Source organism: Rhodococcus koreensis (assembly GCF_017068375.1).
Lineage (GTDB): Bacteria > Actinomycetota > Actinomycetes > Mycobacteriales > Mycobacteriaceae > Rhodococcus_F > Rhodococcus_F koreensis.
On sequence record NZ_CP070609.1, the window covers coordinates 4,016,097 to 4,027,290 of the forward strand.

At 67.0% G+C, this 11,194-nt stretch carries 12 protein-coding genes; 5 read left to right on the plus strand and 7 right to left on the minus strand.

The window, feature by feature from the left end:
* Nucleotides 1-8 precede the first annotated feature (8 nt).
* From JWS14_RS18440 to JWS14_RS18450, 3 genes are all read right to left on the minus strand, one after another.
* Nucleotides 9-725 (minus strand): SDR family NAD(P)-dependent oxidoreductase, encoded by a 717-nt coding sequence (locus tag JWS14_RS18440; protein ID WP_206014017.1) that lies wholly within the window; start codon nt 723-725, stop codon nt 9-11.
* Between the two features lie 236 nt (nt 726-961).
* Nucleotides 962-1,936, minus strand: coding sequence for a LysR family transcriptional regulator (locus tag JWS14_RS18445; protein ID WP_206014018.1), 975 nt, complete (start codon nt 1,934-1,936; stop codon nt 962-964).
* A gap of 178 nt (nt 1,937-2,114) precedes the next feature.
* Nucleotides 2,115-2,771 carry a TetR/AcrR family transcriptional regulator gene (locus JWS14_RS18450; protein WP_095861484.1) on the minus strand — a complete coding sequence of 219 codons (657 nt, stop codon included), beginning with the start codon at nt 2,769-2,771 and terminating at the stop codon, nt 2,115-2,117.
* On the opposite strand from JWS14_RS18450, the gene JWS14_RS18455 reads away from it, so the two are divergent.
* Nucleotides 2,749-3,339 (plus strand): DUF2867 domain-containing protein, encoded by a 591-nt coding sequence (locus JWS14_RS18455; RefSeq protein WP_095861483.1) that lies wholly within the window; start codon nt 2,749-2,751, stop codon nt 3,337-3,339. The two genes, JWS14_RS18450 and JWS14_RS18455, sit on opposite strands and share 23 nt — an antisense overlap.
* A gap of 51 nt (nt 3,340-3,390) precedes the next feature.
* Nucleotides 3,391-3,813 carry a hypothetical protein gene (locus JWS14_RS18460; protein ID WP_072945063.1) on the plus strand — a complete coding sequence of 141 codons (423 nt, stop codon included), beginning with the start codon at nt 3,391-3,393 and terminating at the stop codon, nt 3,811-3,813.
* 9 nt (nt 3,814-3,822) lie between these two features.
* On the opposite strand, the gene JWS14_RS18465 is transcribed toward JWS14_RS18460, so the two are convergent.
* The 3 genes from JWS14_RS18465 to helR all read right to left on the minus strand — a co-directional run bounded on the left by JWS14_RS18465 (nt 3,823) and on the right by helR (nt 7,403).
* The gene (locus tag JWS14_RS18465; protein WP_072945061.1) at nt 3,823-4,602 is read right to left on the minus strand and encodes a DUF899 domain-containing protein; all 780 of its coding nucleotides are present in this window, start codon (nt 4,600-4,602) and stop codon (nt 3,823-3,825) included.
* 121 nt (nt 4,603-4,723) lie between these two features.
* Nucleotides 4,724-5,140, minus strand: coding sequence for a hypothetical protein (locus JWS14_RS18470; RefSeq protein ID WP_072945059.1), 417 nt, complete (start codon nt 5,138-5,140; stop codon nt 4,724-4,726).
* Between the two features lie 124 nt (nt 5,141-5,264).
* A complete protein-coding gene (gene helR, locus JWS14_RS18475; protein WP_206014019.1) occupies nt 5,265-7,403 on the minus strand; it encodes an RNA polymerase recycling motor ATPase HelR in 2,139 nt (712 codons plus the stop codon).
* A 426-nt stretch (nt 7,404-7,829) separates the two neighbouring features.
* On the opposite strand from helR, the gene JWS14_RS18480 reads away from it, so the two are divergent.
* The 3 genes from JWS14_RS18480 (at nt 7,830) to JWS14_RS18490 (ending at nt 10,390) form a co-directional block, all read left to right on the plus strand.
* The gene (locus JWS14_RS18480) at nt 7,830-8,609 is read left to right on the plus strand and encodes a DUF899 family protein (RefSeq protein WP_072945055.1); all 780 of its coding nucleotides are present in this window, start codon (nt 7,830-7,832) and stop codon (nt 8,607-8,609) included.
* A 90-nt stretch (nt 8,610-8,699) separates the two neighbouring features.
* Nucleotides 8,700-9,020 carry a nucleoside triphosphate pyrophosphohydrolase family protein gene (locus tag JWS14_RS18485; protein ID WP_206014020.1) on the plus strand — a complete coding sequence of 107 codons (321 nt, stop codon included), beginning with the start codon at nt 8,700-8,702 and terminating at the stop codon, nt 9,018-9,020.
* A gap of 107 nt (nt 9,021-9,127) precedes the next feature.
* Nucleotides 9,128-10,390 (plus strand): hypothetical protein, encoded by a 1,263-nt coding sequence (locus tag JWS14_RS18490; RefSeq protein ID WP_206014021.1) that lies wholly within the window; start codon nt 9,128-9,130, stop codon nt 10,388-10,390.
* A 9-nt stretch (nt 10,391-10,399) separates the two neighbouring features.
* On the opposite strand, the gene JWS14_RS18495 is transcribed toward JWS14_RS18490, so the two are convergent.
* Entirely contained in the window at nt 10,400-11,146 is a 747-nt protein-coding gene (locus JWS14_RS18495) for a glycoside hydrolase family 25 protein (protein WP_206014022.1), read from the minus strand.
* Between the last annotated feature and the right edge of the window lie 48 nt (nt 11,147-11,194).

The window sequence follows — 11,194 nt, forward strand, 5'->3', positions numbered from 1 at the left end:
ATCGGACGTCAGCGGATGACATCGCCGCCGGAGAGGACGATGGTTTCGCCGGTCATGAACGCGGCGTCGGGGCCGGCGAGGATGGACACCCAGCGGGCGATTTCCTCGGGTTCGGCCACCCGGCCCAGCGGAATGCCTGCGGCCGCGGCGGCCATCCGGCCGGTTGCCGCGTTGCCGGGTGTGTTGACCCAGCCGGGCGCGATGGCGTTGACGCGAATTCCCTTCGGCGCCAGCTCCAGTGCGAGTTCCTTGGTAATCATCACCACCGCTGCCTTCGAGGCGCCGTAGAGCATCTGTCCCGGCGAGACCGTGAAGGCGTCGACGGACGCGAAGTTGACGATCGCGCCGCGCTGCATGTGCGTCACCGCCTCGGCCGCGACGTTGAGCACGCCGAGGACGTTGACGTCGAACACCGTGCGGTACAGGTCCTCGGTGAAGTTTTCGAGGGTGCTGGGCGGGTAGATGCCGGCAATGTTGGCTACCAGCTCCAGGGACCTCGATCCGTCCGCGAGGTGATCGGCGATCGCGCGGCCGACGGCCTCCCGCGACGTCACGTCGACCTCGACGGTCCGCACCGTCGCACCGGGCGCCTCGAACTCCGTCGCGACGCGGTCGAGGGCGAGGACGTCCCACCCCTCCTTCACCAGAGCGGCCGCCGTGCTCCGTCCCATCCCGCTCGCCGCACCGGTGACGACCGCTGTCTTCACTTCGCCCAGGCCTGCCATCGTGAACTCCTTCGATCGACTTTCGCCGGTGTGTTCCAGCCCACACTCGACTTGCTGTTTCCCCAGTCTGTGCGACGCCTGGGGGCTCGTAAACGGCATAGTCACAGCGCCAGTTCTAGGTTTTACCTATAGATACCGGCGAATGTTGAGCGTTGGGATCGGCGAGGTTACTGCCGTATTTCACGGGGAGCGGGATGTGTCACAGCGATGCCACGACGGGCGGAGGGGCGGCGGTGTCAGCGCCCGTTCTCGCTCGCCGCCGTCCGGGTGGGCCGTCGGCCGCTCCACCCCGAGGCCACACTCTGCAGAGCGGAGATGTGACGGTGGGCCAGGGACATGAACTGCCGGGTCGCCGGGGACAGGCTCCCGCTCGCGTGGGTGACGAACGCGAAACGCTCCTCGTAGGGCGGGTCGAGCGCAACCCACGTCACCTTGTTCGCGCTCTCGTGCGACCGGGCGACGAGATAGGAGACGAGGGTGTCACCGATTCCGTCGGCGGCAAGCTCCATGGCCGCCGACTGGAATTCGACCTCGATGGTGGGCGCCACCTCCACCGACGCCGCCTCGGCGCGTGCCGCGATACTGCGGCGAAGCGGGTCGTCGGCCTGCCACCGGGCCTCCGACAGGATGAGCGTCGCCCGGGACAGATCCTCGATGGAGATCGGCTGCCCCGTTCGGTTCGCGTCGGCGCTCACGTACACCACCTCGTCCACCAGAACGGGGTCGCTCACGGCGAGGCGGGTCTCGTCGATCGGCAGCTGGACGAGTCCCGCCTCGAGATCGCCGTTGCGGACCGCGTTCGCCACCTCGGACGAGTTCAACCCGACGATCTTGACCTTGACCTGGGGGTGCAGCGACCGGAACTCCGTGATCAGCGGTGTGAGGAGGTAACGGTGCGCGCTACTGAACGTGCCGAACGAGACCTCGCCGCCAGTCAGCGTGCGGGCCTCGCGGGCGGTGGCCGCGAGGTCGTCGGCACTGCGCACGGTCTGCCGGGCCAGCGGAATGATCATTCGGCCGACGTCGGTCAGCTGTAGCGTCCGGTTCGTCCTCGTGAACAATTGCGCGCCGATGTTGCGCTCGAGCCGTCGGATCTGCTCGGACAGGCTCGGCTGGGCCACGTGCTCGGCCGCGGCTGCGGCCGAGAAGGATCCGGCCTCCACCGAGCGCAGGAAGTACCGCAGCTGACGCAGAGTCGGCCCTTCGGACATCGGCAGAAACCTTCTCGATAGGAGCTTCCTTGGTCTGGAGTCCCAGTATGCCGCACACCGGCCGGCGTCGACGCGCTGAAACGGCGCCATCACAACACCTTCGACGCACTCCGGAACCACCGATACGGAACGTCGAGAAGGAATGCGCGATGACGGTGATCGAGCCGCGTGTTCCCGGCTACGGGCGTAAGAGGAATTCTCCGGCGAGCCGGATGGCTTCGCGTTTGGTGTACCCGGGGTGGTCGGCGACGATGAAGTGGCGGCCGATGGCGAGCCCGAACATCAGGGTGCTGCGCGCCTCGATCTCGTCGGGGTCGGTGACGAAGGTGCCGAACATCGTGCGCAGGAACTGCATCCGCTCGTTGTCGATGCGCTGCAGGCGTGCCGCGACGGACCGGTCGTGGTGCGCCCAGGCCCGGATCGCGAGGTCGATCCGGTGCAGGTCCTCCGAGTAGGTGAGTTGACCCACGCGCCGGATCCGCTCGGCCGCGTCGCCGCCTTCGGCGTCGGCCTGGGCGATGACGGCCTTGGTGCAGCGGCGTTCCCACTCGTCGAGCATCTCCGTGAGCAACGCGGGCCTGCCGTCGAAGTAGCCGTAGAACCCGCCCTTCGTGACGCCGAGTTCGGCGGCGAGTGCCTCGACGCGGACGGCGTCCGGTCCGCCTCGCGCGAGGGCGTCGAGCCCGGCCTCTATCCAGCGGGCTCGTGTGGTGCGGGCGACGGCGGGAATCGGTCCACCTCCATTGATCGCGGTCAATTTGTACGGTACCGTATAGATGAAATATACGGTACCGTATAGATCGGGGACGACAGTGCCACGAATAGCAGAGGCCACGTACACCGAGCAGCCCTGGCGCATCCACGAATTCACGAGCGACTTCGACGTCGAGGACGTGTGGTCGTATCGCACTCCGGGAGCCGGTCCGGACGACTTCCCCACAATGCTCGCCGCGATGCGGGCCCAGGGCGGACTCGGGAAACAGCCCCGGGTCGTGAGATTCCTGTTCGCCGTCCGGTGGAAGCTCGGCGAACTGTTCGGCTGGGACGATCCGTCGGCGGGCGTCGGCGAACGGGTCGCCTCGCTCCGCGACCGCCTGCCCGACGACCTCCGCGACGCTCCCCGCGGCCCCGACGACGCGGGCATGCCGCTCACAGCGGTGTACGAACTCGACACGGAGGCCGCCCGCGAACTGGCGAACACCACCGTGCACACCGTGATGCATCTCGGCTGGGTGCAAGCAGCGGACGGCGACTACGGGCTCCAGATGACCGTCCTCGTCAAACCCAACGGCCGGTTCGGGCGGCTCTACATGGCCGCCATCGCACCGTTCCGGCATCTCCTCGTCTACCCGGCCCTGACCCGGCAATGGGAACGCGCCTGGCGTGACTACGCCGCGAGGTGAACAAATCACTGTTCCCGATAGGAGACGGCCCCAGCCGGGTACCTTCGTGGCATGGGTGACGAGGCCATCGACCCCGTGACGGCGTATGAAGCGCTCTCCGCCGGCGCGCGCCTCGCCCTGCTGCGAGACCCCGAAGGCATCATGCCGCCGCAGTTCATCGGGCAGGTGATGGCCGTGTGCGGGCACGCGTGCGTCGTGGGCATCACCGGTGGACCCGATCCGGTTCCGCAGATGGCGATGCTCCAGGGGCCGCTCTCGGAGTACCTCGCCCAATGCCGGTGCGTCCTCGACTCGTGGTGGAACTCGCTGACGCCGCGAACCCGGGCTGGCATCAGGTGCCGCGAAGCGGTACCCGAATCGCTGGCACTGCAACTGCCCAAGCACATTCCGTGGACGGCAGTGTCCACGCCCGGTTCTCACCTGCTGGTGCGCGACTATCTGGAGCTGCAGGCGACGGGCTACGAACTGATGTAGATCGCGCGGTCAGTCGGGGGTCTTCTCTCCTGAAATCGCGTCCGGTTCGTATTCGTCGTGGCGGCGCAGCCAGCTCATGAACGGGTCGTCGCCGCGGCGCGGTTCCGGTTCCCAGTCCTCCTGACGACCGCGCGCGGTGAGGTCGAGCCAGTGATAGGTGCCGACGAGCATGTCGGTGGAGCGCGCGTAGCCGGAGTAGGTGTGGAAGACGCGCTCACCCTGGCGGAGGAAGGCACTGACGCCGTGCTCCTCGCCCGACCAGCCCTTCCACGCCGGGTCCATGCGCTCGAGTTCCGCCTCGTCCTTGTAGTTGTATTCGACCGGCGCGACCGACGCGTCGATAGTCACATGGAAGTCGTAGTTGAAGTTGCTCCCGAGCGAGGAGTACCAGGGGATGGTCCAGCCCATGCGCTGCCGGTACTGCTCGAGCTTGTGCAGGGGTGCGCGGGACACGGCCGCGAACGAGGTGTCCCGGGCGTAGAGGTGGTGGAGGTCGCCGACGTTGTCCATCGTGAACGTGCAGGACGGGCATCCCTCGTCGGCGTCGGGTTCGAACATGAAGTGGTAGATCAGGAGTTGGCCGCGGCCGTCGAACAGGTCGACGAGCCGGGCCCTGCCCCCGGGACCGTCGAACTCGTAGTTCTCGGTGATCTCGACCATCGGTAGCGCACGCCTGGCGGCGTTGACCCGGTCGCGGTGGCGGGTCAGCTCCTTCTCCTGTGCAAGTAACTCGCGCCGCGCGACGAGCCATTGCTCGCGGGTGGTGACCTGTGGATCGGACGCTGTCATCGTTCGTCTCCTCTCGAAGGGCACCTGTAATCCTCGCAAGAGACTCTCTGCGATGGCTCCCCGACCGCGCGCGCTACCTCGCCTCACGAATAATTCGCGTCGACGCGAACTCGCGCGGGTCCTATTCGAAATGGGCCGGTCTACACCCGTAACTTTGTGGCATCCGGTACCAAGGACTGTGCCGAGCGATTTCACCACACGCCGAACACCTGATGCGCCGCGGCTCGTTCACCACCAATTTGTTTCCGACGAACGTATGCACGATGAGCGACTTCGAGTGGCTCGCGTCCACCAGGCCGGTGAAGACGAAGTCGTACATGGTCAGCAGCCGTCCGCAACTTTGACAGGACAGTCTTTCGAGGTAGTACTCGTCACCGGCGAGCATGCCCGGCCGCAAGTCCAGGAGCCGCTCCATCTTCGCTATGTCGACTGCATCGGATTTCGTCGACTTGGTTTCGTCGTCGAGTTCCGCCTGGCTCGGCCCCGACTGCTCGAATTCCTCACGGGACAACGAAACAACGCTGTTGTAGTCAGCCATTTCTCCACTCCCACTTCCCAGAATTGCCCGCCTTCGAACACGACCGGTTGGTTCTCATCCTTGTCGGCGGCCTCGGGATTGTCACTGGTGGTTCGCTTCTCTAAACGAAACCACCGCGGCGACGTCAGGAGCTCGTGAGGATGACGAGTCGCTGGGTGGCCCGGGTCATGGCGACGTAGCGGTCGACGGCACCCTCGATGCCCTCGCCGAACGACTCCGGGTCGACGAGCACGACGAGGTCGAACTCGAGCCCCTTCGACAGCTGCGGCGACAGCGACCGGATGCGCGAGGTTGCCTGGAACGTCGGATCGCCTATGACGCAGGCGATCCCGTCAGAGTTCGACGCCAGCCAGGTGTCCAGGATCGAGCGCAGATCCGAAACCGGGCCGCGGACGACAGGAATGCCGCTGCTGCGGATGGAGGTCGGCACATTGGCGTCCGGGAGCGCGGCCCGGATCACCGGTTCGGCTTCCGCCATCACCTCTTCCGGCGTCCGGTAGTTGATGCTCAGCGCGGCCAGGTCGATCCGGTCCAACCCGATCCGCTCGAGACGTTCCCGCCAGGACTCCGTGAACCCGTGCCGGGCCTGGGCCCGGTCGCCGACGATGGTGAAGCTGCGGGACGGGCAGCGCAGCAGCAACATCTGCCACTCCGCGTCCGTGAGTTCCTGGGCCTCGTCCACCACGACGTGCGCGAACGGTCCCGCCAGCAGATCGGGGTCGGCGCTGGGCAGAGCGGTCTCGTCGACCAGGGACTGCTGCAGGTCCTGGCCGCGCAGCATCGACATCACGAGCAACTCGGAGTCATCGGCCGCGATCAGGTCGTCGACGACGGTGCTCATCCGGGCGCGTTCGGCGGCGACGGTGGCGTTGTACCGGCGCTGCCGGAGCGACGCCTCCGGGTCCCCGAGCCGCTGCCGTGCCGCGTCGAGGAGCGGCAGATCGGACACCGTCCAATTCTGGGCGTCCGCGCGCTGCAGTGCCCGAACCTCGCCGGGGCTGAGCCAGGGCGCACACTTGCGCAGGTAGGCGGGCACCGACCACAGGTCGCCGACGAGATCGGCGGCCTCGATCATCGTCCACGCGTTGTCGAGGGTTGCGCGCAGTTCGTCGTTCTGCAGCAACGACTTCCGAACCTGGGCCGCGGGAGCGTCGCCGTCGTACTTGTCCACCAGGATCGTGAGCAGCAGCTCCCAGATCTGTTCGCGCGCTTCGTTGTGCGGGGTACCGGGCTCCGGCGCTTCGAACGCCTCGGCCCAATCTTCGGCGCTCAGCCAGATGTCGGACCAGTCGGTCGCGACCGTCATGCCCTTGGCAGGCGGCTCCTCGTAGAACTTCACGGCCGCGTCGATCGCCTTCACCAGATCTGCCGACGACTTCAGCCGCGCCACCTCCGGATCCTGCTCGACCCGGGCGGTGGCACCCTCGGTGACGAGGTCCCGCAGCGTGCAGAGCTGCACGCCCTCCTCTCCGAGACTGGGCAGCACGTCGGCGACATACGCCAGGTAGGGCTCGTGCGGGCCGACGAACAGCACGCCGTGACGGAGCCGGGGATCGGAATACAGCAGGTACGCGGCGCGGTGCAGCGCAACGACGGTCTTGCCCGTACCCGGACCGCCGTCGACGACGAGGGCGCCGCCGGATCCCGCGCGGATGATCGCGTCCTGATCGGCCGCGATGGTACCGAGCACGTCACGCATCCGGGCCGACCGGTTGCTGCCCAGGCTGGCGATGAACGCGGACTGGTCGTCGAGCGCGGCGTTCCCGTCGAACCCGTCCGGAGTGAAGACCTCGTCCCAGTAGTCGCTGATCCGGCCGCGGGCCCAGCGGTATCTGCGTCGGCTGGCCAGGCCCATCGGGTTGGCGTGGGTCGCGCCGAAAAACGGCTCGGCCGCTGGGGACCGCCAGTCGACCAGCAGCTGATTGCCCGCGCTGTCCATGAGGCCGAGGCGTCCGATGTACACGGGCTCGGAGTCGTCGGCACCGACGATGTGCCCGAGGCACAGGTCCAGGCCGAATCGGCGCAGGGCGCGCAGCTGAGCGCTCAGGTCGTGAACCATCATGTCCCGCTCCATCGCCTCCTGACCGAGGCGTCGGGGCGCCTTGCGCTCGGAATCGATACGGCGGGACAGATCGGCGATGGACTGCTCGAGGCTCTCCTCGATCGCCGCGAAGTGCCGCTCGTCGCCGGCGATCAGCGCCGGGTCGGCCTTGGGCGCGAGGTGGTCGGGAAGGTCGAAAGCGCCGGCAGTAAGGGGTCTCACGTCAACAACTCCGATCTGTCGTGGGTGTTGTGGATTCAGATTTTCGGCGCGCACTCACGACTCCCATTTCGGCAGGTTCCGGGTCAGGCCGGTAATTCTGCGACACCACCCGGGCCTTGCCGCAAGCCCCGGGGTGCGCTATATATTGAAAGTGGAAGAGAGTTGCACTCATTCCTCCCCTCGTCCGATTCGGACCGTCAAACCCCTTTGCGCAGTAAACCCCCGTCGATTCGACGCGGGCAAGGTCCGCCCGAATATTCGAGACGCGCATACTCGCGTTCGGAAGTCGAATCAGGTAGACCGTCAGTACATTTGACGATGTTCGTCAGCGTCGCGATGAGTTTCGGCCGGATCGCGAGTCCGTACTCGTGACCGGCTTGGGACGCCGCACGACTCTGCCCGGCACGAGACACCACGGAGGACACCATGACGACCACGCCGAACGACCCGACCGCCGCGCTGCCCGGACGTCCGCCCGTCGTCGACCGAGCCACCTGGCAGGCCGCCCGCGACGAACTCATGGTCCGCGAGAAGGCCTACACCCGTGAGGGCGACGCCCTCGCCGCGGCCCGGCGCCGGCTGCCGATGGTGGAGTTCGACGGGACCGTCGAGGTCGTCGGACCGGGCGGCCCGGTACCGTTCCTGGACCTGTTCCAGGGCCGCGACGAACTCGTCGTCTACAAGCACATGTGGCACGACGGCGCGCCCCACCAGGGGCAGTGCGAAGGCTGCACCACCACGGCGTGGCACGTGAAGGACGCCGCGTACCTCAACGCCCGCGGCGTCTCGTACGCCGTCCTGACCACGGGCCGGTGGGACGAGGTGGCCCCCTACGTCGAGTTCATGGGCTACACCGAACCGTGGTATTCGGTGCGCGACCTGGACGCGCCGGTCGGCGACAGCATGGGTTCCCTCACGTCCTACCTGCGGGACGGCGACCGCGTGTTCCTCACCTACTCCACGACGGGCCGCGGCAACGAGCGGATCAACAGCTCCCTCGGCCTGCTCGACATGACGCCCTACGGCCGCGGCGAGGCGTGGGAAGACAACCCCGAGGGCTGGCCCGAGGGCAGGAACGCGTGCTGGTCCTGGCGTTCGGACGCGGACGGGAACGCCACCTGGGGCCCGACCAGCCGTCCCGTACCGCAGTGGACCCGCCCCGGCGCGACCCCCGTCGAGACCCTCGGCCGGAACGGCCACCACTGACGCGCGCTGGACCGAGCCGTCCGAGCGACGGTATCGATCACGGCAAGCGGAACTCTCGACGCGAACTCGAACACTTGATCCACTGAGAACGTGGATCTGACCCAACTCTCCGACGAAGTCGAGCACGTCTCACAGGTGTATGCCGCGAGGTTCGGCATCGAGCGTGATGCAACGTGGTTCCTTCTGAAGTTGCAGGAAGAGGTCGGCGAGCTGACCCAGGCCTTTCTGATGATGACAGGCCAGGCACGGGAGAAAGGACGATCACCGGAAGAACTGGACGAGGCTTTCCGGCGCGAAGTCGCCGACGTGTTCTGCCAGACCTTGCTGCTCGCCCGCTTTCACGACATCGACCTGACGAGTGCAGTGAACGACAAATGGCTGGTGTGGGCGGAACGTGGAATCGGGTCCTGAAACTTTCACGGGTGGTGATGATTTCGACCCCGCGTCGAATCCGGTCCGCGCGCGTATTCCCCGGTGTTAATGTGGGAATACTCGTCCTCACCGAAAGGTGCACCTCGATGAGAAGATTCGCTCGAAGAGCCGGTGGAACCCTCGTGGCAATGACGCTCACCGCGGCCGCTTTCGTCGTGTCACCGCCACCGGTGTACGGATTTGCCGAGGATATTTGCTACACCGAGGACGGTGCCCCGCCGCACAATTGCGCGCCACTGCCCCCCGAATGTCTACTCGACGATCCCAACTCGCCGATCTGCGGCGCCGAGGCGTTCCTCCGCTACGGGTTCACGTTGCGCCGCCCGCTCGGCGGACGGAGTCTCGTGCACTCGGACTCGACGTACATCATCGCCCGCACTGTCGGCTTCTCCGAACAAGATGCGTACTGGATCGCGGCGTACGACGAGGCGACCGACCTCGGCACGTTCGTCCCACGCGACATCTTCGGCCGGCCTGCCCCCGGCGCCGACGCGCTGACCACCAAGGACATCAGCGGCCTGGTGCGCACGCACTTCGACACCGGCGGGTTCCTCTTCCACTTCCTGCCCACGTTGCGCGGGCCGGCGGATCCGCTGCCCAACGGGTTACAACCGAACGTCGACGATCCGCGGCACGAGATCATGCTCACGCACCTGCGGACGTGGGCCATGGCCGGTCCGGGAAGCAACGCGCCGTTGTGCACGGGAGGTTTCACGAACCCGTCGGCCAGCGGCGATTACGGTACGGGCGCAACGTGTTACGGAGACGCGAACCCGGTCCCGATCAACGGCACGTACAGCCTCGAGACGCCGGCCGCCATCCCGTTCACCAACATGACCGGGCAGCAGGTCATCACCGATAACGTCCTGTCGTCACAGTTCGACTCGTGGATCGGCGAGAATTCCTGGAACGCCCGGACCGGCATCTACCTTCACGCTCTCGGTGACCGCATCTCGCACCACGTGTGCACCGACGCCGGCACGATCACCCCGCCGGGCCCTGCCGGGCAGGACTTCCGCATCGACCTGAATCAGCCTACCTGCGACCAGGGTCCGCACGCGGTCCGCCACGAATACGAGACGGGTGTGGACTTCGCCGGCCTGAACCCGGAAGACCAGACGACCGAGGCTGCGTTGTCGATGGTGTACGACGAACTCGTCAACTTCGCGCGAGCACGCGGAACGCTGGATGCGCGCGCCACGGCACCCGCGACGAAGAACGCCCTCCTGAACGACGGCCTCCTGCCGGCGCTCGAGATCCGCGAACCGGTCGAGCGGCTGACCGCCGTGACCGACGTCGGCTGCCGCGCGGGCGTTACCCCGTTCCCCGGAAATCCGGCCTGCCGCTGATCGCGCCCGTCAGCTACCGAAGGGGGACGCGCTGTTGGAGTACCGCGCGAAGTCGCCCTGCGCCCCGCTGTAGACGTTGAGGTCGACGTCGCCGTTGACGCCGGGGATGCGACCGGTGCTGGTGTACTGCCAGAACGTCCAGTTGCTCCAGCCGCCGGGGAGGGGGCCGGGCGTGTTCTGACCGTTGTAGTCGGCGATCCACAGGGGGTATCCGGCGAACTCGTTGGTGTTCGCCATCGCCGTCCGCCAGAAGGTCGGGTACGTGTAGATGATCGGCTGACGGCCGGTGAGCGATTGGACCGTGTTGAGGTAGCGGTGCGTCCAGTCGATCAGCGCGGCGGGCGGCAGCCCGGCGGAGTGCTCGAGGTCGAGGACCGGGGGCATGTCACCCGGACCGTTGATACCCAGGACCACCGTCGAGTAGAAGGCGGCCTGCGCTTCGGGAGACTGGGTGGGGTCCGCGTAGTGGTAGGCGCCGCGGGCGACCCCGGCGACGCGCATGGCGAGGCAGTCCTGGACGAAGTACGGATTGACGTAGTTGAGGCTCTCGGTGGCCTTGACCATCGCGAAGTCGTGGCCTGCGTTGCGGACGGAGAACCAGTCGATCGGCGACCCGCCCGGGTGTTGCCACGACGCCACGTCCGGACCTCGGACGGGTTCGGCTGCGGCATGCCCCGGCACCGCGGCCGCGAGTGCACCGGCGAGCAGTAGCGGTGCGATCTTGGAGAACCTTCGGACCTTCACCCCGATAGCCATGCGCCCGAGGGTAGTGGTTGCGGCGTCCCAGTTCCGGTCAATGACGAG

What these genes read in the sequence shown, in the direction of transcription:
- JWS14_RS18490 (WP_206014021.1), top strand. Translation starts at nt 9,128, where the DNA reads ATGAGAAGATTCGCTCGAAGAGCCGGTGGAACCCTCGTGGCAATGACG.
- JWS14_RS18465 (WP_072945061.1), bottom strand. Translation starts at nt 4,602, where the DNA reads ATGACAGCGTCCGATCCACAGGTCACCACCCGCGAGCAATGGCTCGTC.
- JWS14_RS18495 (WP_206014022.1), bottom strand. Translation starts at nt 11,146, where the DNA reads ATGGCTATCGGGGTGAAGGTCCGAAGGTTCTCCAAGATCGCACCGCTA.
- JWS14_RS18480 (WP_072945055.1), top strand. Translation starts at nt 7,830, where the DNA reads ATGACGACCACGCCGAACGACCCGACCGCCGCGCTGCCCGGACGTCCG.
- JWS14_RS18445 (WP_206014018.1), bottom strand. Translation starts at nt 1,936, where the DNA reads ATGTCCGAAGGGCCGACTCTGCGTCAGCTGCGGTACTTCCTGCGCTCG.
- JWS14_RS18460 (WP_072945063.1), top strand. Translation starts at nt 3,391, where the DNA reads ATGGGTGACGAGGCCATCGACCCCGTGACGGCGTATGAAGCGCTCTCC.
- JWS14_RS18470 (WP_072945059.1), bottom strand. Translation starts at nt 5,140, where the DNA reads ATGGCTGACTACAACAGCGTTGTTTCGTTGTCCCGTGAGGAATTCGAG.
- JWS14_RS18440 (WP_206014017.1), bottom strand. Translation starts at nt 725, where the DNA reads ATGGCAGGCCTGGGCGAAGTGAAGACAGCGGTCGTCACCGGTGCGGCG.